This window comes from Mesorhizobium sp. M0207, assembly GCF_040321995.1.
Taxonomy (GTDB): domain Bacteria; phylum Pseudomonadota; class Alphaproteobacteria; order Rhizobiales; family Rhizobiaceae; genus Mesorhizobium.
In genome coordinates, this window is record NZ_JAMYSQ010000010.1 from 104786 (window position 1) to 125960 (window position 21175).

Here is a 21175-nt window from a genome sequence, read left to right on the forward strand (position 1 = left end):
CGCGACCGCCAGTACATCCGTGACTTGCCGCGCGCCCCGGGCTATCGCCCGGCGCGCGCCATTCGCAAAATCAGGCTGCCTTGCTCAGAGATCCAGCGGACGACTTGCCAGTGCGGCGGTCCTGCTCGATCTCGAAGTTGATCTTCTGGCCTTCAACCAGGGTCGACAGTCCAGCACGCTCGACTGCGGAGATGTGGACGAAAACGTCCGCGCCGCCGCTGTCAGGCTGAATGAAGCCGAAACCCTTGGTGGAATTAAACCACTTGACCGTACCTGTTGCCATTTCGATAGTCCTTTACGTTTGCTTTAGTTTGACTGGGCCGAAACCCAGCCGGTTTGTATCGAGATTTTGGAGATAGAACGTCAGCAAACGCGAAGATCGCGAGGCCCGGATCGATCGGCCGAAATATCAATGGACCGCATATAATATGCCTTCGCGCAAAAAACAAGACGGGGCGGAAAATGGCGCGACGGCAACGCTGCCCAACGGCCGCCCCAATCGCGTGAGAGCGTCGTCGTTGCGCGCCTGACCCGGGAGGATCGCGCCGGCTTCGGGCGCGACCGGGTTTTGGGGAGAGGGACATGAAAATCGTTCTGCTTGCCGCTTGCCTGACGCTGGTGGCCGCCGAGGCGCAGGCGGGCTCGCGCTACGACCCGACCCGCATGAGCTGCGGCAAGGTGCAGGCGACGATCGCGCGCGAGGGCGCGGTCATCCTGCGTTACAGATCGGCGCGCGTGCCGGGGCTGGCGCTCTACGACCGCTACGTGCGGAGCCAGCAATTCTGCGACATCGGCGAGGTCAGGGCGCGGGCCTCGGTGCCGAGCGCCGACACGAATTCCTGCACCGTCTACAAATGCAAGCGGGTGGAGATCGACCGGCGTTTTCGCCGGCGCCTGCTTCCGGATTAGAGTGGGACGAAATGGTGCGCCGGGTGCCGGCCTCGCCTGAATATCAGCACCACTAAAACCCGAACGACACCTGCGCCGGGGGCGGCGGGCCGACGCGTACGCCTTCCATTGCCAGCATCTTTTCTTTGGTGGCCGAGCCGCCGGCCGCGGAAAATCCGCCGATCTTGCCGCCGGCGGCAAGGATGCGGTGACAGGGGATGACCAGCGGCACCGGGTTGGCGCCGAGTGCGGCGCCCGTCTCACGCGCCAGCCCGGCATGGCCGGCGCGTTTGGCCAGTTCGCCATAGGTGGTGGTTTCGCCGAAGGCGAGTTTTCGTGCCGCGTCATAGATCGCCAGGCGGAACTCGTCGACGCCGCTGAGATCGACCGGCACGTTGGAGAAATCTATATCCTCGCCGGCGGCATAGGCCTTGATCGACGCGATCAGCTCGGCAACCCATTGCGGCTCGGGCTTCGCAGGCTGGTCGGCGGCGGCATGGCGCAGCAGCCGGCGCTCGACCGCGTCGCGATTGCGCTGCGGCAGGCAGAGCCGGGTCAGTCCGGCATCGCTCCAGGCGATGCCCATGAAGCCGAGCACGGTTTCGAAGACCGCGTGGCCGGCGGTGGCATGAGAGGCGTGCATGGCGTGCTCCTTTCCGGAATCCTTCGAAGTACAAATCCAGAACAATATCGCATTTCGCGGCCCGGCTCGCCACCCGAAAACCACCGGCTACCGCGGATTGCCCGAGGAAAGATGCTGGTGTAAGGACTTCTTAACACCCGACGAACCGGACCCGAGCGCCGCTTGCCAGCAAAATTCCTCTTTCCCGTCCTTGCGGCGGTGTTGGCCGTGGCCGCTCTCAGCGGTTGCACCTCGACTTCGCCGGTGACCCCGACGCCGGCCTTCACCGAAAATACGGCCAATACCGATGCCGGCTTTACGCTGGCGCTGCCTGACACGGTTTCGGTGCTGCCGGAGCCGTCCGGCGTCGCCCAGACAGCGGCGCTGCCGATCGAGCCGGCCGCCGCCTTTGCCGGGCCGACGCCGCTGGCGGCAACTACCCCCGCCGTCATGACCGCCAATGCCCTGCCTGTTACCGCGACGCCAGCCGTCGCCATGCCGGTCAGCCAACAGACCGAGGCCATGCCCGGCGTTCAGCCGGTTTCCTACACGCTGCCGCAGGACCCGGCCGTTCTGGCCGCGACCGACCCCACCGAGCGTCAGTCGAACGCCGGCGGCCGCAGCGAGATCGAGCGACTGATCGAGAAATATTCCGCGCTTTACCAGGTGCCGGTCGATCTGGTGCGCCATGTCGTCAACCGCGAGAGCACGTTCAACCCGAAAGCCTACAATCACGGCCATTGGGGGCTGATGCAGATCAAGCACGCGACGGCGCGCGGCATGGGCTATGACGGGCCGGCAAGCGGCCTGTTCGATGCCGAGACCAATTTGAAATATGCGGTGAAATATCTGCGCGGCGCCTGGCTGGTCAGCGGAGGCAACCCCAAGCGGGCCGACCGGCTCTACCAGAGCGGCTATTATTACGACGCCAAGCGCAAGGGGATGCTGGGCGAAACCGGCCTCGGCAGCGACAGCCTGCGCCGCCGCATGCAGCCCGATGCCTGAGCCGGGTCCGCCGGCGCCAAACGACATCCGCCTGCGCAAGATCCTCGACGACACGCTTCTGGCGCCGCGCTGGCCCGAAGGTTTTTTCATGCGCGCCTTCGAAGCCGCCGATGCACTCGCTTTGCATACGCTGTTGACCGCGGTGTTCGACGACGGCGCCGACGGGCCGTTCGACGAATGGTGGCCGCGCATTTCGGCCGACGCGGAATTCGACCCAGCTTTGTGTTTCCTGGTCATCGACGGCAAGGGCCGGCTGACGGGCGCGGCGCTCTGCTGGACACGGGCGTTCGTCAAAGACCTTGCCGTGCATCCCGAGGCGCGCGGCAAGGGCATCGCCGAGGCGCTGATGCGGCACGCTTTCGCCGTGTTTCAGGCAAGGGGTGCTGCGCATGTCGATCTCAAGACCAACACTGTCGAGAACGCCGCCGCGGTCCGGCTCTACGAACGGCTGGGGATGTCCGAAGTCGACTGGGCGGCGTGAGGGGTCGGGGCAAGCGGGCGCTCGATCGTAGAAGTCGGCGCCGCCCCTCATCTGCCTGCCGGCATCTTCTCCCCGTAGAGGGACGGGGAGAAGGGGGCTGGCGGCAAACTCAGCTCCCTTTCTTCAACTCTGGAGATTGGCGAAATCCTTGGCGAAGGCACCTTTCTCCCCGTCACTATACGGGGAGAAATGCCCGGCAGGGCAATGAGGGGCAGCGCACACCTCATGTGATTTGACGCTGCCGCGCGCTGACCTACCCTCTAATGCCGAACCGAGGAGACGAGCGATGCAGTCACCTTTCAACCGAAGCGTCATGCTGGCAGCGGCGGTGATCCTTGCCGCCGCCACCGCAGCCTATGCCCATCACGGCTGGTCGTGGACGCAGGACGGATTTTTCGAACTCAAGGGCAAGATCACGGCCATCTATATCGGCATCGGCAATCCGCACGCCACGCTGGACGTCGATGCCGAGGGAGAGGCCTGGCGGGTGGAGATGGCGACGCCGTCCCGCACGATCGCCGCCGGCTTTACCGAGGAGGTCGCCAAGATCGGCGACGAGGTGACCGCGATCGGCAACCGCTCGCGCGACGAAAACGAAAAACGCATGAAGGCAGTGCGCGTCATCGTCGGCGGCAAAACCTATGACGTCTATCCTGACCGCGTGCCGCCGGCCTGAATGGACGGGTTTTTCGCCGGCATCGAGCAACTCGCTTTGGTGCGGGGACTGAAGGCCTCCTTCGTCGCCTACCCCATCGTCAATGCGCTCCACATCATGTCGATCGGCGCGCTGCTGACCAGCGTCTGGCTCATGGATCTCAGGATCCTCGGCGCCTTCCGCTCGCTGCCGCAGGCGCCGTTCATCGCGCTGCTGCGCCGTACCGCATTTGCCGCGTTCGGCGGTGCGCTTGTCACGGGGTCGCTGCTCTTTTCAGTCAGGGCGAGCGAGTATGCGGCGATGCCAATCTTCCTCGCCAAGATGGGGCTCATCCTGCTTGCCGGCGCCAACTTCCTCGCCTTCATGCGGCGCGCAAAAGGCGGTGAGGAGCCGGTCGATGGGGCCGCGACCATGCTGGCTGTGCTCTCGCTGATGCTGTGGACGGCCGTGCTTTTCGCGGGACGGTTTATTGGATTTCTCTAAGGGACTGGCGAGACGGTGCGTAGCAACGTCGAAACGCAGACGGAGGCATCGCTGAAGCGCTGAAACATTGCCTGAAAGCGCCGGGCGCCTCGCTCAACAACTTGATGATGGTGCGCATCTACACCGTCAATTCCGGCTTCTACAACACCGTCAACCGCGTCTACGCGAAGTACTTCTCGACGAACGCGCCGGCGCCCAGCTTCGTGCCAGTGGCGTCCTGGCCGATGGAGTTGAAGTTGAGATGGATACGATCGGAGCATCTCTCGGTGCACCCTTCTATGCCTTCTTCCTACTTAATTGCTTCATTGGCTGCGACTCGAAATTCCAATATCCAAGACTGCCAAGCAAAATTATGCGTTACAGGATCGATCCAAAACATAGCGTCTGATGGATGCTTAAATTTATTGTTATCGTATTTAACTTTTATCGCATTAATGGAAGAAATATTTTCTCTATTAAGATGAGAGCATGTATTCCTTACAATTTGGAGGTCTACCGCAAGCGTAATAGCGCTGAATGCTGTCGCCATAGTATTCACGTTGGAAGGCGCCAGGCCCAGCAAGATTTTTGGTATTTTTGTTACGTCTCCCCAAGTCGGTTCAGCATACATTCCGGGGATGGCGCGAATGTGATTTGGCATAGAGTTGTTCGCCAAACATTTGGCTATAAAAAGTATCTCTGCTTCGGTGTGGTGACTAAACGGGCAGGTAGTGTTAATTCCTGCCTGCGTGGTCGTACCGCGGCATGACAAAATGATAGTTTCGCGACAAAAGCTACACCACGCCTGCCAAAGTGACGACAAGAATCCTTCCTGTGCCGCCCAACGTTCATAGATGTTGCGCCCACCCCTTACGATTTCGAAAGACGTGAATGCGGTTGAGAGTCGCGTCACCCTGTTCGAAAATCTTGCATTTACCTCAACGAGCGAGGCTGCCATCCAACAAATCGCCTACGTGAGAGCCAAGAGCGGACAGAACATATTTGAAACGAACAGCTCTACGCGGGGCTCGATTTGTTCCACCTGAAGCTCCCCACACGTATTCAGAATATGGGCCATCCAGCTCTTTTCCTTCATGAGCTTCCGCGAGGGCTTGGAGTTCGACTGCACTTCGGCCGGGATCGGTCGAGAAAACCCCTGCGCTTTCGGCCTGAACCTGACTGGCAATTGCCGGAATGCCATACCGATTGAATATCAGAGCCAATATCAAGGTCTGAAGCGCGTAGGGTTTCATCAAGAACGTGTTTCTTAAATTCGAAAAATTGCTTGTAATGTAGTCAAACGACGAGCTTATTTTCTCTTGAAATTCTTGTTTTTCCGCGAAAGTGGCATCGTACTTGTAATATAGTTTATTGAGCTGGGAAGGAGAGGTGCTTACAAGCCCGGACTCCATGGCCAGTGACACTTCCGCAAGAAATTCTGCGTCGGCCATTCTGACAATCTGTCTACTGGTAAAAACGCCATATTCCACAAAAAATGAGTCCAGATGGTCCGCCATCTCATTGATAAACCACTTAAATTCGCCAAAGTGACTTGAGTGCCTTTTCTCGGCTTCATTTAGCGGAAGTGTATATGCGTTCATTCTCCGGAACATCTGAAGAATTTCCGCTTGCGTTGCGTTGCCGATAACGTCGGCTGAAACAGGGTAAGCGAGAAACGAACCTTTTATGTCATCGTCTAGATCAGCAAATCTCAACCCAGCAAACTGACTGTCGCCGGAAATTGCAAATTCATTCTTGCAAAAATCGATTATTGTAAACACTCTTTGCTGACCATCAACGACCTCCCTTCGAATCTGCCCTTCTTTCCGGTCAATATATTCATAGAAATATATCTTTGGGAAAGGAAATCCCTCTAAGATTGTGTCGATGAAATAACTTCTGGGGCCGTTTGGCCAAAGCCCGGAACCCCTTTGATATTGTCTATTTACGACCAGTGCGCGCCGATCGACCATATCGATTATTTCGGCGATACTATAAGAATTCGATCGTATCTGCATTGTTAGATCCAAATCGCCAGATATTTTCCAATGTCCGAACTAAAATTCATTTATAGGCAATGAATGGTCGTGGCAATGGCACTTTTACTCATATTCTATCTCGATATCATGCGGTTGCCAAAGTCGGGGGTCATTTGACGAAATACTTCTTCAGTGAAGCGAAGCCGGCGGTCGAGAAGCGGGTGCGATTGGTCTAGCCCCCCTCCGACCTGTCGGCCATCTCCCCCACAAGGAGGGAGATTGGCTAATCGCCTACGCAAAATACTCCTGCAGCGGCCGCACTTCGAGGCTGCCCGCCCTCAACGCCGCAATCGCCTCGGCCACCGCAGCAGCGCCCGACAGCGTCGTGTAATACGGCACCTTCTGCATCAGCGTCGCGCGGCGCAGCGACTTCGAGTCCGACACCGCTTTCTGGCCGTCCGTGGTGTTGAAGACGATCTGGACCTGGCGGTTGCGGATGGCGTCCTCGATGTGCGGGCGGCCTTCCAGCACCTTGTTTATCTTTTCGGCCGCGACGCCGTTTTCGGCGAGGAAGCGGGCGGTGCCGGAGGTGGCCAGCACTTTGAAACCCTGGCCGGCGAGACGCTTGACCGCCGGCAGGATGCCTTTCTTGTCCTCGTCGCGCACCGAGACGAACAGTGTGCCCGCGCGGGGAAGATCGACACCCGCCCCTAACTGGCTCTTGGCGAAGGCGAGCGCGAAGTCGCGGTCGAGGCCCATGACCTCGCCGGTCGAGCGCATTTCCGGGCCGAGCAATATGTCGACGCCGGGAAAGCGGGCGAACGGGAATACCGCTTCCTTGACGGCGATGTGGCCGGGATTGCGCGGGTCGGGCATGGCGCCGTAATGGGCGAAGGCGTCTTCAAGGCTTTCGCCGGCCATGATGCGGGCGGCAATCTTCGCAATCGGCCGCCCGATCGTCTTGGCGACGAAGGGCACGGTGCGTGACGCCCGCGGGTTGACCTCCAGCACATAGACGGTGCCGTCCTTGATCGCGTACTGTACGTTCATCAGCCCGCCGACGTTGAGCGCGCGGGCCAGCGCTGCCGTCTGGCGCTCCAGCTCGTCGACCAGCTCGGAAGGCAGCGAATGCACCGGCAGCGAGCAGGCCGAGTCGCCGGAATGGATGCCGGCCTCCTCGATGTGCTCCAATATGCCGGAGACGTAGGTCGACCTGCCGTCGCAGAGACAATCGACATCGACCTCGATGGCGCCCGACAGATAGGTATCGAACAGAAGCGGGTTCTTGCCGAGCAGCGTGTTGATCTGGCCGGTCTTGTCGTTGGGGTATTTCTGCTTGATGTCCTCCGGTACCAGGCCGGGCACGGTGTCGAGCAGATAGGATTGCAGCATGCTCTCGTCGTGGATGATCTGCATGGCGCGGCCGCCGAGCACGTACGACGGGCGCACCACCAGCGGGAAGCCGAGCTCGCCGGCGACGAGGCGGGCCTGCTCGACCGAATAGGCAATGCCGTTCTTCGGCTGGCTGAGGCCGAGCTTGTGCAGCAGCTTCTGGAAGCGGTCGCGGTCCTCGGCCAGATCGATCATGTCGGGCGAGGTGCCGAGGATCGGGATGCCGGCCTTCTCCAGCGCATCCGCCAGTTTCAGCGGCGTCTGGCCGCCGAACTGGACTATGACGCCGACCAGTTCGCCCGACGCCTGCTCGGCGCGCAGGATCTCCAGCACGTCCTCCGGCGTCAGCGGCTCGAAATAGAGCCGGTCGGAGGTGTCGTAGTCGGTCGAGACGGTTTCGGGATTGCAGTTGATCATGATCGCCTCGAAGCCGGCGTCGCGCAGCGCAAAGGCGGCATGGCAGCAGCAATAGTCGAACTCGATGCCCTGACCGATGCGGTTGGGGCCGCCGCCGAGGATGACGACCTTTTTCCGGGATGAGACCTGCGCCTCGTTGGCCAGCGCGCCAGCGAACGGGACCTCATAGGTCGAATACATGTAGGCGGTGGGCGAAGCAAACTCGGCGGCGCAGGTGTCGATGCGCTTGTAAACCGGATGAACGTCGAGTTTTTCGCGAATCTTCTGGATCTCTTCGACGTCCTTCCTGACCAGGGATGCTAGGCGGGCATCGGAGAAACCCATCGCCTTCAGCATGCGCAGATTGGCGGCGTCCTCGGGGATGCCGTGCTCGCGGATGCGCGCCTCCATGTCGAGAATGCCGGCGATCTGTTCGAGGAACCACGGGTCGATCTTGCACATCGCGTGCACGTCTTCCAGAGAGGTGCCCATGCGGATCGCTTGCGCCACCATGCGCAGCCGGTCCGGCGTCGGCGTGCCCAAGGCGGCGCGGATGGCGTTGCGGTCGTCGACGTGGCTGGCAGCTGTCGTCCCATGGCCGATGCCGGGGATCTCGATTTCGTCCAGACCGGTCAGGCCGGTCTCCAGCCCGCGCAGCGCCTTCTGCAGCGATTCCTGGAAGGTGCGGCCGATGGCCATGACCTCGCCGACCGATTTCATCGAGGTGGTCAGCACCGGCTCGGCGCCGGGAAACTTCTCGAAGGCAAAGCGCGGGATTTTTGTCACGACATAGTCGATGCTCGGCTCGAACGAGGCCGGCGTTGCTCCGCCGGTGATGTCGTTCTCGAGCTCGTCCAGCGTGTAGCCGACGGCGAGCTTGGCGGCGATCTTGGCGATCGGAAAACCGGTCGCCTTGGAGGCCAGCGCCGACGAGCGCGAGACGCGCGGGTTCATCTCGATCACCACCAGGCGGCCGTCGGCCGGGTTGACGGCGAACTGCACGTTGGAGCCGCCGGTCTCGACGCCGATCTCGCGCAGCACCGCGATCGAGGCGTTGCGCATCATCTGGTATTCCTTGTCGGTCAGCGTGAGCGCTGGGGCGACGGTGATCGAGTCGCCCGTATGCACGCCCATCGGGTCGATGTTCTCGATCGAGCAGACGATGATGCAGTTGTCGGCTTTGTCGCGGACAACCTCCATCTCATACTCCTTCCAGCCGAGCACGCTCTCCTCGATCAGCACTTCGGTGGTCGGCGAGGCGTCGAGGCCGGATTGGACGATCTCGAAGAATTCGGCGCGGTTGTAGGCGATGCCGCCGCCGGTGCCGCCCATGGTGAAGGAGGGGCGGATAATGGCGGGCAGGCCGACATGGTCGAGCGCTTGTGCTGCAATCGCCATGGCATGGCTGATATAGCGCTGCTTGCGGTCGCCCTCACCGAGGTTCCAGCGCGTTTCCAGAGCATCGAGCGCGGCGTCGAGATTTTCGGGCTTTTCCGCCTTCAGCGCGGCGCGCTCGGCCTCGTGCGTCTTGCGGTCGGCATTCTTGACGTCGGTGGCGTTGGCCAGCATCGACTTCGGCGTTTCCAGGCCGATCTTGTTCATCGCCTCGCGAAACAGCGCGCGGTCCTCGGCCTTGTCGATTGCGGTGGCGTCGGCGCCGATCATCTCGACCTGATAGCGGTCGAGCACGCCCATGCGGCGCAGCGACAAAGCGGTGTTGAGCGCGGTCTGGCCGCCCATGGTCGGCAGCAGCGCGTCCGGCCGCTCCTTGGCGATGATCTTGGCCACCACTTCGGGCGTGATCGGCTCGATGTACGTGGCGTCGGCCAGCTCCGGATCGGTCATGATGGTGGCCGGATTGGAATTGACCAGGATAACGCGAAAACCCTCTTCCTTCAGCGCCTTGCAGGCCTGGGTGCCGGAATAGTCGAATTCGCAGGCCTGACCGATGACGATGGGGCCGGCCCCGATGATCAGGATCGACTTGATGTCGGTGCGTCTTGGCATGTCGAGGGTCCGTTTCGGCGGGCGGCTTGCACAAAAAGCCGGACGGGATGACCCGGCCGGTTGTGCGCGCGATTCTGGTATCAGGCTAGGAGGGCCTTATAGGGAAGAGTTTTGCCGGATGTAAGCCCCTAAAATGGCAGTAGGGCAGTAGGGCAGTAGGGCAGTAGGGCAGTAGGGCAGTAGGGCAGTAGGGCAGAGGTTCGAGCGCCCTTTAAACATATTGCCCTACTGCCCTACTCCCTTACCACTATCCCCCAACGCCAAAGCGTCCGTAATCTCGAAGCGTTCGGAAGCACCGACGCGGATCATGTTCAGGCTGCCCTCGCGGGTGAAGCGGAATTCGCCGGGTGCGTCCGCACCGGCCGGCTTGCCGGCCTTGAAGCTGATGATGCGCGTGCCGCCATCGGGCCAGGTCACGGTCACGTCGGTCTTGTCGCCGGTGCGCACCACGCCTGCCTTGCAGCTGGTCATCGGCTGGCCGAGATAGCGCGCACAGGGGATGGCGTTGCCGGCACCGGGTACCGGTGTCCCCGGCGGCTGAAGCCGCGCAACGGTCTGTGCGTCGGCCGGGGGCGCCGCGTTGGCCGCGCCGAAATTCTGGACGGGACCCACTGCCGCGGGCGGCGATCCATCAACCTGTCCAGTCGTGGGTTTTCCACCGGCCAGGGCCAGGCGGTAAGCATCCTCGATCGCCACCCTGCCGATCGCGTCAGGGGAATTCAGCGGCGTTTCGGGAGCGGTCGCGCCGAGGCGCTTTGTCAGGTCGGGCAGCGGCTGAGGCGCAGGGTTCTCCGCACTGGCCGCCACCTGCGGTGTCACTTGCCGGGGATTGATAGGGTCGAGGTAGCGTGCGGGCGCCCATCCGCTCATCTTCGGGTCATCAATGTCTTCAACCTTGCACCATTTGTAGCCGCTGACGTCGCCGCAGCCGAGATTTTTCACGCTCGAACCACTCGGCAGCCGCGCCTCGATCTTGCCCATGGCCGACGCCGTGGCGCGCACGTTCAGGAGGTCATCCGGAGCGAGACCCGTCACAATCGAGACGATGGGCTCCGGCTCCTGGCCGTTGGCCGGCAACTCCGCCAGGATCAGCGGAGCGGCAATCACCGCAAGCAGCGTCGTCGGGAGTGTTACTGTGCGCCTAATCATCTGCCATGGGCGGTAGGTTCAATTGCCGAAGGCGCGGCCAGGCACGAAAGCGCCATCGCACGCCAGCCGGCTTTTATAGGCGACGAGACGGCGCTGTGTAAGCCCGAAAAGGTGCCGCGTGTTGAATCGCGACCAGGCCACTTCCGTGAACTAACAGCCGGCAAAATATTGCACATTTCATGTAAATATGCACTCTCTCAAGTAAGGTTGAGGAGGGCAATATGGTCGACCTTGAAATATTTGCGCAGGTGGAAAACATAGTTCGCCAGCGTATCAAGAAAACGCGCGCCGAGATTGAGGCTTCACTTGGTCACATCGCCAACGGCAATCCGCTGGCCGCCGAACAGACCCTCTCCAGGCGCCTCGACAGGTTGCAGGTAAAGGCGTCGCTCAGCCGCAACGAAGCGGAGATGATATCGGCAGCAATTGACATGAGGTCTGCCGGGGAAAGAAAGGCCGCCGCCAAGCAGCCAGGGCCGGAGGCTATTCTCGGCCCAACGCTCGATTTCATCGGGGTCGCATTCCTCGAGCGTGGGCGCCGTGCTGCCGATGCGGTTGGCCGCGTTGCCTTTCTCAACGGCAATCCGCAAGGATCGGGTTTTCTGGTCGGGCCAAGGTTGTTCCTCACAAACAACCATGTGATTTCGTCGCAGGCGGATTCCCGGCGCTTCCAGGTCCAGTTCGATTATGAGCAGGACGGTGCGAATGCCGTGCGTACGCCGACGACGTTCCTGTTCGATCCTGAATCCTGTTTCGTGAGCGATAGCATAGAGGGTCTGGACTATACGCTGATCGGAGTCGGCGAGCGGCGTTCCGGCCCAAAGGAACTGGGGGAGTTCGGTTTTATCTCGCTGTCGGATGCGCGCGACAAGCATATGCTCGGCGAAATCGCCAACATCGTCCAGCATCCCGATGGCCGCTTCAAGGAACTGGTGTTGCGTGAAAACCGGCTGGTGGCCCGCGACGAAACGGTGCAAGTGCTGCACTATGTCGCCGACACCGAACAGGGTTCTTCCGGCTCCCCGGTCTTCAACAATGAATGGGAACCTATCGCCCTGCACCATTGGGCCGGCCCGTTCCACGAGGTGACGGGCATAGGTGGCTATGCGCTTGCGCGCGAGATCAACGAAGGCATACGGATCAGCGCCATCGTTGACGATCTGGGTGCTAGAAAGTCCAAGCTGCCGGGCTCCTCGGCATCGGCGGTTTCGCAAGCTCTGGCGATTTGGGCCGGCATGCCGCGCATGATGGACGAGACAGTTCGGCTGAACGCCGATATTCGCGAAGATGTGCCGGACAAGCCGGTGCAGCGGCCGGAACCGGATCGCAATCGGCCGGCGACGAGACACAATGCCGATGGCTCGGTCACCTGGACTTTTCCCGTCGAGATAAATGTCCGGGCGCCGCTGATCGACCGCGACGGAGGCGATGCGAGACGAAACGACGGCAAAGGCCCGGCAAGCGAACCCGGGAAGGTGGCCATCGCCGAGGCCGCGGGTTGGAAAACAGAGGATTTCGACGATCGTGGAGGGTATGAGCCCGGCTTCATACCGGGCTTTGTCCTGGCAATGCCGACGGTTGCCAATTCACCCTACCGGTTGGCCAAAAACCTTCTTGCCAAACCGGGAGAGGACCCACACGAATTGCGCTACCATCATTTTTCGATCTTGATGAACGCCGATCGCAGGCTTGCCTTCGTCACCGCCTGCAATATCGATGGATCCCGCACCAAGGCGGTCAATCGTGAGGACAAGACGGTCATCGACAACCCGTCGCTTCTCGAATTGGGGGTGGAGTCGATTTCCGGTTCGGAAGCCAGCGATGCTTTCCGGCCGGATCGGCGCATCGATCTTGGCGAGCAGATGACCCAGGAATTCTATTCGAGCCAGAATGTGCCTGGATTTCCCGTCGCAAAATCCAAGGAACGAATCGCTCGAATGTTCCAGAAGGGCCATATTACACTTCGCGGCGACCCCGCATGGGGCGTCGATCAGGAGGCGGTCGCGGCAGAACGCGACACGTTCTTTTATACCAATGCTGCGCCGCAAGTCGGCTTCTTCAATCAAGGAAGCTCGCTTAACCATCCCGGCTCCAAGGGGAAGTTGAGATGGCGCGCGGTAGAAACCTATGTGCTGCGCAACGCCTATACGACGCGAGGCCGTGTCACGGTGTTTGCCGGGCCAGTGTTCGGCGAGGACGATCCTCCCTACCGCTTCGACAGCCATGTTCCGCTGAAGTTCTGGAAGATAGCGCTGTGGTCCGATCAAGCTGGCCTGCGCGCCATCGCGCTGCTGGCGGACCAGAAGCCGGTTTTGGAAGTGATGCCCGAAGCGTTCGGCGAGCGTGCCGAGGCATTCGATGACCCGCTTGAAATTGCCAGGGTATCGGAGTTCCTTTCGACGGTGGCCGAGATTGAAGAGCTGACCGGCCTGAACTTTGGCCAGCAGGTGCGCGACGCCGACATTCGGGCCGGTTCCGAATCCGCCCCAGCACAGACTTTCAACCCAACGCAACTGGCGCCCAAGACGTCACGGCCAAAGGCTTCGGCGACCAAGACTTCGACGTCCAAGACTTCGACGTCCAAGACTTCGGCGTCCAAGACTTCGGCGGCCAGCGCCCGACGTCCTGCCAAGCGATCGAAGCGATCGGCGTCTGACGACTGAAGATTGGACCGGTCGCGACTTCTGCCGCTCGAAGGCGGTCATCCGTTCAGCTAGGCATGAGCAGGCTCAGCCCGGGATGAGCAAGCTCAGCCCGGCATGAAGCCGGTACGCAGCGCGTGGGCCCATTCGGGCCGTCCCGCCTGCTCGGCCTGATACGCCGCCGCCTCATGGTCATAGTCGACGGCGATGGATTCGAAACGATCAGGATGCAAGTCGACGATGCCGTAGCGGGCGTGCGGCGAGCCCTGCTCGGAGACATGCGCCGGCGGCGTATCATCGTGATAGGCCGGGCAGCCGATGCTGCCCGGGTTGAAGATGACCGGACCGCCGGGAATGCGGACCAGCTCGCTGCGGTGGCTGTGTCCACAAAGCATGATACGGCAGGTGGCATCGATCGCGCCGAGCCGCCGTTCGATGGCGGCCAGCGGCGCGCGCACCAGCCGGCCGTCGAGGATCGCGTCAGTCAGGTATTTTTCGTCGTGGTCGGGCCGGGCGTGGAAGGCGAGTATGCCGGGCGCCACCTTCAGCGTGAGGGGCAGCGCAAATAGCGCCTCGCGTTGGCCTGCGGTCAGCCGTTCCTGCGCGTAGCGGTCGGACGGCCACATGGTCTCGTCGGCGGTGTCGCGGGCAACGCGGCGGTCGTGGTTGCCGCGCACCGTCGGCAGGTCGAGCGTCTCGAGCCTCTCCATGGTCTCGCGCGGCCAGAGCGGGCCGGAAACGCAATCGCCGAGATTGACGATGAGGTCGGCGCCGCCGCGCTGCCGCAGATCATCGAGCACGGCGTCGAGCGCCAGGACATTGCCGTGGATGTCGGCGAGGACGGCAATGCGCATGGCAGGCTCCGTTAATTGGAATGGCTGGAGGGCAGGTGAAGCTATTTTGCCCGCCTCGCGAAGCGGGCGAGAGCGGAACCCAGCTTCGGGCCGTTCAGGCGCGGACTTCGATCTCGTGGCCGCCAACCGCCGGCAACGATGCGTCGTCGCCGGCCGCGGCAATCACGCTGTCGAGCAGGCCCGGGAAGCGGCGGTCGAGATCGTCACGGCGCAGCGTGATCAGCCGGCTGGTTCCAACCGCCTCGGTGCGGGTGACGCCGGCCTCACGCAGCTTGGCCAAATGGTAGCTCAGATTGGTCTTCGAGCAGAGATCGAGAAACCGGCTGCAATTCAGCGGCACGCCCTCTTTGCTGGCGAGATAGCGCACGATGGCCAGCCGCGTCGGGTCGCCGAGCACGGCAAGCACGTTCGGCAGGCTGATCTGGTCGACGGTGGGATGGGGCAAGGTCATGCCCAGGAATTAAGCACATTCGGAGCCGATTTCAACGCATCTCCTCTCGTGGCCAATGGACACATAGTTTCGTCCCGTCGCCCCGTCCTGACACCGGGCTGTCAGGATGGTTCGGCTATTTTGCAGCGGCTTTATTGACATCATGCCCTGTTATGTCCAATTGTTCAATAATCTTTGAACTAAGGAAGTTGCCATGGATAAGCGCCTAATCTGGCTTGCGCTCGGATCGTTCACGATTTCGACCGAAGGTTTCGTCATCTCCAGCCTTTTGCCCGACATCGCAAAGGATGCCGCCATCTCCGTTCCGCTCGCCGGCACGCTGATCACCGCGTTTGCGCTCGCCTATGCGATCGGCACGCCGATCCTGGCAACGCTGACCGGCGAATGGGACCGGCGCCGCGTCATCCTATGGACGCTGGTGTTCTTCGTGTTGGGCAACGTCGCCGCGGCGCTAAGCTCCTCCTTCGAATTGCTGTTGATCGCGCGCATCGTCATGGCGCTGTCGTCAGGCTTGTTCGCGGCGACCGCACAGGGAACGGCCGTTGCGCTTGTCGACGATCATCATCGCGCCCGCGCCATTGCCGTGGTCGTCGGCGGCACTACGGTTGCGGTCGCGGTCGGAGCACCGCTCGGCGCGCTCGTTGCGACGGTTGCCGGCTGGCGCGGCACCTTCTTTGCAATCGCCGGCCTTGGTGCGCTCGCCGGCGCGATCCTGTGGTACCGGCTGCCGCGCGGCATCGTCGGCACCAGGCTGCCGCTCCGGATGCGGCTTGCAGCGGCACTTCGCCCCGGCGTCATGCCTATCCTGGTGACGACCATCCTGGCCCTGATCGGCGCCTTCACCGTCTTTGCCTTTGTCGCGCCGCTCGCGATCGAAGGCGGCGGACTGAACCCGATCGCGCTTCCCGGAATGCTGCTCGCTTTCGGCGTTGGCGCGGTCATCGGCAATATCGGCGGCGGGCAGGCCGCCGACCGTTTCGGCGCGACGCGCACCGTCTGCTGGTCGCTGGCGCTGAGTGCCGCCATGCTGGTCACGTTTTCGCTGATCCCGATGTTTCTGCCGCGCGAGATCGCCGGGCCGGCGCTCATGGCCATGATGGTGCCGTGGGGCATCGTCGGCTGGGCGTTCCCGCCGGCGCAGGCCAGCCGCATCATCAAGCTGGCGCCCGATGCCGCGCCCATCGTGCTGTCGCTGAACGCCTCGGCGCTCTATCTCGGCGTGGCACTGGGTGCCGTGGTCGGCGCCGCTGTGCTGCGCTATGGCGCACCGGCCGACCTCGGCGTGGTCGCGGCGGCGTTCCCGATCATTGGTCTGGGCGTGGTGCTGGCGGGCCATCTGGCGGCGCGTCCGGTGGCGATGCCGGCCGAATAAGGCTGTCAGTGGAGCTTGGCTGCCGGCCGCCGATAATTCAACTCGCGGCCGGCGGTATGTCAAAATCCAGCGCGGCGATTTCGTCCAGCGCCGAATTCTGGGAAGTAGCCGGAAGCGAGCGCGCCAACGTTCCGCAAGAAAATCGTCATGACTGCCGACGATCTGGTCGATGCAGCGCTGGTTGGCCTGGCAAAGGGTGAAGCATTCACGGCACCGGGTCTTGCCGATATTGCCGGGGAGGTGCCTTTCTTCGCGTCCGCAAGGCTTCTTCGGCAGTCTTCTGGCGGGCAAGCCGGCGGCGCGTTACGCTGCCTGAAATAACTGATCTTACGCTGTCCGCCACATCGGGATGATCGAGGCGGCCAGCAGCAGGCCAAGCATGATGTTGAGCATGCGCCACTGCCGCTCGGTTCGCAGCAACCGGGCGAGCAGCGTGCCCGCCACGCACCACGCCGCCAGCGATAGGGCCGCTGCAAGACCGAAGACCGTGCCGAGCAGCACGGCGAGCTGCAGCGGCCCGTTGGCGAGCGCGGCAAAGGATGCCGCCGCTCCCAGCCCCATGGCCCAGCCCTTGGGGTTCATCCATTGCAGGCCGGCGCCGCCCAAAAAGCTGTTCGGCTTTGCCATGGCCACGTCCAGATTGGGCGGACCGCTGCGGCCGATCTTGAGGGCAAGCCACGTCAGATAGAGGGTACCGGCCATTTTCATTGCCAGTTGCAGGGAAGGAGCGGCGGCCAGCAGACCGGCGAGCCCGGCAGCACCTGCCGCAGCCACCGTGGCCAAGCCGGCCGCACTCCCGGCCATCAGCGGGATAGAGCGGCGAAAGCCGAACTGCGCGCCGGACGCCGTCGATAAGGTCGTGGCCATGCCAGGCGTTGAGGTTGAGACCAGCGCGAACAGGACGAGGGGAAGGACGGTTTCAAACATGCTGCTTCCTTTGAAGCCTGCACGGTAGGCTGTTTGGCTCATCAGTAAATGCAATGTTTGCTATGATCTGTATTAGCAAATATAATAGCCGGATGCTCCGCAACCTCGATACTGCCCTGGTTCGAACCTTCGTCACCGTTGCCGACAAGGCCAGCATGACGGCGGCGGCCAACGCGCTGCATTTGACGCAAGGTGCCGTCAGCCAGCAGATCAAGCGTTTGGAAGAGGTTCTCGGCTGCAGCCTGTTCGATCGCGATCGGCGCGGATTGCGATTGACCCGCTCCGGCGAGCGATTGTTCGGCAAGGGCAAGCGCCTGCTTTCCCTCAATGACGAGATCTTGGCGGAGATGGCGGGCGATGCGGTTGCCGGTCAGGTGCGGCTCGGCGTGCCGTACGACCTTGTCGGCACCTTGCTTGCGCCGGTGCTGAAGGCCTATGCCGAGGCCTATCCGCAGGTCGAGATCTCGCTTGTCTGTGCTTCGTCGCCAGAGTTGGCCGCAGCCTTGGCGACCGGCACGATAGAACTCGCGGTGATCGAGGAGCCGATCGGTCGGTCGGCCGGCGAATGCCTTGTTGTCGACTTGCTGGTCTGGGTCGGCGCCAAAGGCGGCGCCGCCCGCGGCAAGCGGGCCTTGCCGGTTTCGATGGTCGCCGAGACCTGTGCGTTCCGCCCGGTGGTGCTGGAGGCGCTTAACGAGCATGGGCTGGAATGGCGCACCGTATTCGAAAACGGCAGCATTGACGCGACGACGGCGACAGTGCGTTCGGACTTGGCCGTCACCACCTGGTTGGCGTCGACCGTGCCTGTCGACCTCGACATTTTGGCCAACGATCCGGAGCTGCCGTCATTGCCGAATTTTTCGATCAATCTGCATTTGCCGAAGCACGACGTCGCGCCGGCTGCACTGGCATTCGCGGGCCACCTCCGCGATGGGTTGGCAGGGCGACGAGAGGCGGCTTAAAAACAGCAAAAAGGACGGCCAGTGTTCAGCCGTCCTTGATCGCCCTGCGGCATCTACTTCCAGTTCTTGCGCCGCTCGATCTCGGCTTCGGACGGCTGCTCCGTGGCAAATGACCCGGTCTTGATCTCGCCGGAGCGTTCATAGCTCGCCATGATGACACCGGTGGTCGATGCCTGCGAACGGGTCAGCTTGAAGGCGGCGGGTATTGTGCCGCTGCCGAACAGTTTTTTGCCCTTGCCCAGCACCAGCGGGAAAATCAGCAGGCTGATCTCGTCGATCAGGTCATTGGCGAGCAAGGTCTGGATCAGCTCGCTCGATCCCTGAATGAGCAGGTCGGGGCCGTCCTCCTGCTTCATCCGGCGCAACGTCGCCACGACGTCGCTGCCGAGCGGCTGGCTGTTTTGCCAGGACAGCGAATCCGGCCTGTGCGTCGCCACATATTTGGTGACGGCGTTGAAGATGTCGGCGATCGGATCATTCTTCTGATAAGGCCAGTGGGCGGCGAAGATGTCGTAAGTCTTGCGGCCGAGAAGCAGCGCGAACGGTTTTGAAAACGTCTCGCCCATCGCGGCGCCCATCACATCGTCCCAGTAGTGAAACGTCCAGCCGCCGAATTTGAAGCCGCCGACAGGGTCCTCTTGTGGGCCGCCGGGCGCCTGCATGACGCCGTCGAGGCTGACGAATGTTGCGGCGATGATCTTCTTCATTGGAGCTCCCTTTCCCTAGTCCGTGCCGTCATGGCCGGAGTTCGAGCCAAGGACGCGCGAACGGACATTTGTCCGACAGCGGCCGGCAAATTTCTAGTCTAGGACCGGGGGCAGGTGACTGCCGACCTTATCGTCTCAGCTTGGAGCCGAGAACGCTCAGCCCAAGCCAACGACCGTATCGTAGAGCAGCTTGAAGTTGAGCACCAGGATGAGCGCGGCAACCACCCAGGCCAGCACGGCGACGGCGCGGGAAATGGCAAAATTGCCCATCTTGCGCTTGTCCGAGACGAACTGCACCAGCGGTACGACAGCGAAGGGGAGCTGCATCGACAGGATTACCTGGCTGAAGACCAGCAACTGACCGGTTCCCTTCTCGCCATAGAGCGCGGTGACCACCACCACCGGAATGATGGCGATGCCGCGCGTCAGCAGGCGGCGCGCCCATTGCGGGATGCGCAGCCGCAAGAACCCTTCCATCACGATCTGGCCGGCGAGCGTCGCCGTCACCGTCGAGTTCAGGCCGGAGGCGAGCAGCGCTACGGCAAACAGGATGGAAGCGATGCCGAGGCCAAGCAGCGGCGACAGAAGCTCGAAGGCCTGGCCGATCTCGGCAACGTCATGATGACCGGTGCCGTGGAACGCCACCGCCGACACGATCAGGATGGAAGCATTGACGAACAACGCCAGTATCAGCGCGATGGTCGAGTCGGTCGTCGCCCATTTGATGGCGTCGCGCTTGCCGCGATCGGTGCGCTCATAGGCGCGGGTCTGCACGATCGAGGAATGCAGATAGAGATTGTGCGGCATCACCGTGGCGCCGATGATGCCGATGGCGATGTAGAGCATGGCCGGATTGGTGACGATCTCGGACGACGGCACGAACATCGCATGCAGGATGGAGCCGACCGGCGGGGCGGCGGCAAAGATCTGGATGGCGAAGCAGCCGAAGATGATAATCAAAAGCGCTATGATGAAGGCCTCGAGGAAACGGAAGCCCTTGTTCATCAGCAGCAGCAGCAGGAAGGCATCAAGCGCGGTGATGATGGCGCCGCCTATCAGCGGAATGCCGAACAGCAGTTGCAAGGCGATCGCCGTGCCAATGACCTCGGCCAGGTCGCAGGCGATGATGGCCAGTTCGCAAGCGACCCAAAGCATGAAATTGACTGGTCGCGGATAATAGGCGCGGCACGCCTGCGCAAGGTCGCGGCCGGTGGCGATGCCGAGCCGGGCGGCGAGTGCCTGCAGCAGGATCGCCATCAGGTTCGACAACATGATGATGAAAAGCAGCGTGTAGCCGAATTGGGCCCCGCCGGCGAGGTCGGTCGCCCAATTGCCCGGATCCATATAGCCGACCGAAACCATGTAGCCCGGCCCCATGAAGGCGAACAGCCGGCGAAGCCAGATCCCCGAGTGCGGCACCGCGATCGTTGCGTTGACTTCGCGAAGGCTGGGCTGCTCGTCGTCCTCCGGGCGGGCAAATCGCCACATGGACCGGGGGGCTGAGGTGGCTTCGGCTTCCGACATGAAATGGCTTTCCACTGGAACGATCGATGTTGTCTCCTTATCTATGCCACGGCTGAACATTATGCAATATGCTATATTTCATTGTCTGAGCTTTTTCTTGTGGCCGCTTGGCGTGCGGCCTGAACGGCAGTGAACGCCGGTTGCGCCGGCCACCGAATGGAAATAAACGGCCAGAACCAATAGGGTTCCGTGTTATGACCGCAATGTCGATTCAAACTGCCGGGAGGAGCGCGTATTGGCGCTGAAGAAAAGACCGGTTCCTCGCGAAAAGCCGCTGCCTGACGCAGAAATCCACTCGGAAGGCTTCAGGCAGACGCGTGAAGCGCGCCGCAGCGCGCTGGTCGAGGATTATGTCGAGCTCATCGCCGACCTGATCGAGGATGGCAACGAGGCGCGCCAGGTCGATATCGCGGCACGGCTCGGCGTCGCTCAGCCGACGGTCGCGAAAATGCTGACGCGGCTGTGCGCCGACGGGCTGGTCTCCCGGAAGCCTTATCGCGGCGTGTTCCTGACCGATGCCGGCCGCAAGGTTGCGGAAGAGAGCCGCATTCGCCACCAGACGGTCGAGGCCTTCCTGCGCTCGCTCGGGGTCAGCGCCGAGACGGCGCGCATCGACGCCGAGGGCATCGAGCATCATGTCAGCGCCGAGACGCTCGAAGCCTTTCGCAAGGCAATAATCGCCGCCCGCTGAAAAGCACGG

At 62.0% G+C, this 21175-nt stretch carries 21 protein-coding genes and 1 pseudogene; 11 read left to right on the forward strand and 11 right to left on the reverse strand.

What is annotated here, in order from left to right; genetic code table 11:
• Nucleotides 1-70: 70 nt before the first annotated feature.
• Nucleotides 71-283: a cold-shock protein gene (locus tag NKJ15_RS15830; RefSeq protein ID WP_023678332.1), complete on the reverse strand. Its 213-nt coding sequence runs from the start codon at nt 281-283 to the stop codon at nt 71-73.
• A 299-nt stretch (nt 284-582) separates the two neighbouring features.
• On the opposite strand from NKJ15_RS15830, the gene NKJ15_RS15835 reads away from it, so the two are divergent.
• Entirely contained in the window at nt 583-909 is a 327-nt protein-coding gene (locus NKJ15_RS15835) for a hypothetical protein (RefSeq protein ID WP_352772958.1), read from the forward strand.
• A 52-nt stretch (nt 910-961) separates the two neighbouring features.
• Here NKJ15_RS15835 and NKJ15_RS15840 read toward each other — a convergent pair whose 3' ends face one another.
• Nucleotides 962-1531 (reverse strand): methylated-DNA--[protein]-cysteine S-methyltransferase, encoded by a 570-nt coding sequence (locus NKJ15_RS15840; RefSeq protein WP_352541077.1) that lies wholly within the window; start codon nt 1529-1531, stop codon nt 962-964.
• Nucleotides 1532-1738: 207 nt separating this feature from the next.
• On the opposite strand from NKJ15_RS15840, the gene NKJ15_RS15845 reads away from it, so the two are divergent.
• From NKJ15_RS15845 to NKJ15_RS15865, 5 genes and pseudogenes are all read left to right on the forward strand, one after another.
• Nucleotides 1739-2515 carry a transglycosylase SLT domain-containing protein gene (locus NKJ15_RS15845; RefSeq protein WP_352774805.1) on the forward strand — a complete coding sequence of 259 codons (777 nt, stop codon included), beginning with the start codon at nt 1739-1741 and terminating at the stop codon, nt 2513-2515.
• Nucleotides 2508-2996: a GNAT family N-acetyltransferase gene (locus NKJ15_RS15850; RefSeq protein WP_352816141.1), complete on the forward strand. Its 489-nt coding sequence runs from the start codon at nt 2508-2510 to the stop codon at nt 2994-2996. The genes NKJ15_RS15845 and NKJ15_RS15850 overlap by 8 nt, the downstream gene beginning before the upstream one ends.
• A gap of 286 nt (nt 2997-3282) precedes the next feature.
• Complete coding sequence (locus NKJ15_RS15855; RefSeq protein ID WP_352816143.1) at nt 3283-3672, forward strand: DUF6152 family protein; 390 nt, start codon at nt 3283-3285, stop codon at nt 3670-3672.
• Nucleotides 3673-4134, forward strand: a complete 462-nt coding sequence (locus tag NKJ15_RS15860; protein WP_352816145.1) for a hypothetical protein — start codon at nt 3673-3675, stop codon at nt 4132-4134.
• 107 nt (nt 4135-4241) lie between these two features.
• Nucleotides 4242-4307: pseudogene (locus NKJ15_RS15865) on the forward strand (RidA family protein); the annotation flags it as partial.
• Nucleotides 4308-4423: 116 nt separating this feature from the next.
• On the opposite strand, the gene NKJ15_RS15870 reads toward NKJ15_RS15865, so the two are convergent.
• The 4 genes from NKJ15_RS15870 to NKJ15_RS15885 form a co-directional block, all read right to left on the reverse strand.
• Nucleotides 4424-5071: a hypothetical protein gene (locus tag NKJ15_RS15870; RefSeq protein ID WP_352816212.1), complete on the reverse strand. Its 648-nt coding sequence runs from the start codon at nt 5069-5071 to the stop codon at nt 4424-4426.
• Nucleotides 5052-6131 carry a GmrSD restriction endonuclease domain-containing protein gene (locus tag NKJ15_RS15875; protein WP_352816147.1) on the reverse strand — a complete coding sequence of 360 codons (1080 nt, stop codon included), beginning with the start codon at nt 6129-6131 and terminating at the stop codon, nt 5052-5054. Before NKJ15_RS15875 ends, NKJ15_RS15870 begins: the two co-directional genes overlap by 20 nt.
• Nucleotides 6132-6383: 252 nt before the next feature.
• Nucleotides 6384-9887, reverse strand: a complete 3504-nt coding sequence (gene carB / locus NKJ15_RS15880) for a carbamoyl-phosphate synthase large subunit (protein ID WP_352816149.1) — start codon at nt 9885-9887, stop codon at nt 6384-6386.
• Between the two features lie 225 nt (nt 9888-10112).
• Nucleotides 10113-11036 (reverse strand): SH3 domain-containing protein, encoded by a 924-nt coding sequence (locus NKJ15_RS15885; RefSeq protein WP_352816151.1) that lies wholly within the window; start codon nt 11034-11036, stop codon nt 10113-10115.
• 221 nt (nt 11037-11257) lie between these two features.
• Here NKJ15_RS15885 and NKJ15_RS15890 point away from each other — a divergent pair, with 221 nt between their 5' ends.
• Nucleotides 11258-13699: a DNA/RNA non-specific endonuclease gene (locus NKJ15_RS15890; protein WP_352816153.1), complete on the forward strand. Its 2442-nt coding sequence runs from the start codon at nt 11258-11260 to the stop codon at nt 13697-13699.
• 86 nt (nt 13700-13785) lie between these two features.
• Here the strand turns inward: NKJ15_RS15890 and NKJ15_RS15895 are convergent, their stop codons facing one another.
• Both NKJ15_RS15895 and NKJ15_RS15900 read right to left on the reverse strand, forming a co-directional pair.
• Entirely contained in the window at nt 13786-14532 is a 747-nt protein-coding gene (locus NKJ15_RS15895) for a metallophosphoesterase family protein (RefSeq protein ID WP_352816155.1), read from the reverse strand.
• Between the two features lie 94 nt (nt 14533-14626).
• Nucleotides 14627-14983, reverse strand: a complete 357-nt coding sequence (locus NKJ15_RS15900; RefSeq protein WP_352816157.1) for an ArsR/SmtB family transcription factor — start codon at nt 14981-14983, stop codon at nt 14627-14629.
• Nucleotides 14984-15176: 193 nt separating this feature from the next.
• On the opposite strand from NKJ15_RS15900, the gene NKJ15_RS15905 reads away from it, so the two are divergent.
• Together NKJ15_RS15905 and NKJ15_RS15910 are read left to right on the forward strand one after the other, a co-directional pair.
• The gene (locus NKJ15_RS15905; RefSeq protein WP_254820339.1) at nt 15177-16355 is read left to right on the forward strand and encodes an MFS transporter; all 1179 of its coding nucleotides are present in this window, start codon (nt 15177-15179) and stop codon (nt 16353-16355) included.
• Between the two features lie 147 nt (nt 16356-16502).
• Nucleotides 16503-16676, forward strand: a complete 174-nt coding sequence (locus NKJ15_RS15910) for a hypothetical protein (RefSeq protein ID WP_352816159.1) — start codon at nt 16503-16505, stop codon at nt 16674-16676.
• A gap of 6 nt (nt 16677-16682) precedes the next feature.
• Here the strand turns inward: NKJ15_RS15910 and NKJ15_RS15915 are convergent, their stop codons facing one another.
• The gene (locus NKJ15_RS15915; protein ID WP_352450708.1) at nt 16683-17282 is read right to left on the reverse strand and encodes a LysE family translocator; all 600 of its coding nucleotides are present in this window, start codon (nt 17280-17282) and stop codon (nt 16683-16685) included.
• 92 nt (nt 17283-17374) lie between these two features.
• Between NKJ15_RS15915 and NKJ15_RS15920 the strand changes: the two genes are divergently transcribed.
• Nucleotides 17375-18244, forward strand: coding sequence for a LysR family transcriptional regulator (locus tag NKJ15_RS15920; RefSeq protein WP_352816161.1), 870 nt, complete (start codon nt 17375-17377; stop codon nt 18242-18244).
• A 53-nt stretch (nt 18245-18297) separates the two neighbouring features.
• Here NKJ15_RS15920 and NKJ15_RS15925 read toward each other — a convergent pair whose 3' ends face one another.
• Complete coding sequence (locus NKJ15_RS15925; RefSeq protein ID WP_352816163.1) at nt 18298-18951, reverse strand: dihydrofolate reductase family protein; 654 nt, start codon at nt 18949-18951, stop codon at nt 18298-18300.
• A 156-nt stretch (nt 18952-19107) separates the two neighbouring features.
• Nucleotides 19108-20475, reverse strand: coding sequence for an Nramp family divalent metal transporter (locus tag NKJ15_RS15930; RefSeq protein WP_352473938.1), 1368 nt, complete (start codon nt 20473-20475; stop codon nt 19108-19110).
• 235 nt (nt 20476-20710) lie between these two features.
• Between NKJ15_RS15930 and mntR the strand changes: the two genes are divergently transcribed.
• On the forward strand, nt 20711-21166 hold the full coding sequence (mntR, locus tag NKJ15_RS15935; RefSeq protein WP_023678308.1) for a manganese-binding transcriptional regulator MntR: 456 nt from the start codon (nt 20711-20713) through the stop codon (nt 21164-21166).
• Nucleotides 21167-21175: the final 9 nt, after the last annotated feature.

Excerpts from the sequence above, each read along its gene's own strand:
- NKJ15_RS15900 (WP_352816157.1), bottom strand. The coding sequence starts at position 14,983 with ATGACCTTGCCCCATCCCACCGTCGACCAGATCAGCCTGCCGAACGTG.
- NKJ15_RS15850 (WP_352816141.1), top strand. The coding sequence starts at position 2,508 with ATGCCTGAGCCGGGTCCGCCGGCGCCAAACGACATCCGCCTGCGCAAG.
- NKJ15_RS15875 (WP_352816147.1), bottom strand. The coding sequence starts at position 6,131 with ATGCAGATACGATCGAATTCTTATAGTATCGCCGAAATAATCGATATG.
- NKJ15_RS15890 (WP_352816153.1), top strand. The coding sequence starts at position 11,258 with ATGGTCGACCTTGAAATATTTGCGCAGGTGGAAAACATAGTTCGCCAG.
- NKJ15_RS15925 (WP_352816163.1), bottom strand. The coding sequence starts at position 18,951 with ATGAAGAAGATCATCGCCGCAACATTCGTCAGCCTCGACGGCGTCATG.
- NKJ15_RS15910 (WP_352816159.1), top strand. The coding sequence starts at position 16,503 with ATGACTGCCGACGATCTGGTCGATGCAGCGCTGGTTGGCCTGGCAAAG.
- NKJ15_RS15870 (WP_352816212.1), bottom strand. The coding sequence starts at position 5,071 with ATGGCAGCCTCGCTCGTTGAGGTAAATGCAAGATTTTCGAACAGGGTG.
- NKJ15_RS15855 (WP_352816143.1), top strand. The coding sequence starts at position 3,283 with ATGCAGTCACCTTTCAACCGAAGCGTCATGCTGGCAGCGGCGGTGATC.
- NKJ15_RS15920 (WP_352816161.1), top strand. The coding sequence starts at position 17,375 with ATGCTCCGCAACCTCGATACTGCCCTGGTTCGAACCTTCGTCACCGTT.
- NKJ15_RS15930 (WP_352473938.1), bottom strand. The coding sequence starts at position 20,475 with ATGTCGGAAGCCGAAGCCACCTCAGCCCCCCGGTCCATGTGGCGATTT.
- NKJ15_RS15905 (WP_254820339.1), top strand. The coding sequence starts at position 15,177 with ATGGATAAGCGCCTAATCTGGCTTGCGCTCGGATCGTTCACGATTTCG.
- NKJ15_RS15915 (WP_352450708.1), bottom strand. The coding sequence starts at position 17,282 with ATGTTTGAAACCGTCCTTCCCCTCGTCCTGTTCGCGCTGGTCTCAACC.
- NKJ15_RS15895 (WP_352816155.1), bottom strand. The coding sequence starts at position 14,532 with ATGCGCATTGCCGTCCTCGCCGACATCCACGGCAATGTCCTGGCGCTC.
- NKJ15_RS15835 (WP_352772958.1), top strand. The coding sequence starts at position 583 with ATGAAAATCGTTCTGCTTGCCGCTTGCCTGACGCTGGTGGCCGCCGAG.
- NKJ15_RS15830 (WP_023678332.1), bottom strand. The coding sequence starts at position 283 with ATGGCAACAGGTACGGTCAAGTGGTTTAATTCCACCAAGGGTTTCGGC.
- NKJ15_RS15860 (WP_352816145.1), top strand. The coding sequence starts at position 3,673 with ATGGACGGGTTTTTCGCCGGCATCGAGCAACTCGCTTTGGTGCGGGGA.
- carB (WP_352816149.1), bottom strand. The coding sequence starts at position 9,887 with ATGCCAAGACGCACCGACATCAAGTCGATCCTGATCATCGGGGCCGGC.
- NKJ15_RS15840 (WP_352541077.1), bottom strand. The coding sequence starts at position 1,531 with ATGCACGCCTCTCATGCCACCGCCGGCCACGCGGTCTTCGAAACCGTG.
- NKJ15_RS15885 (WP_352816151.1), bottom strand. The coding sequence starts at position 11,036 with ATGATTAGGCGCACAGTAACACTCCCGACGACGCTGCTTGCGGTGATT.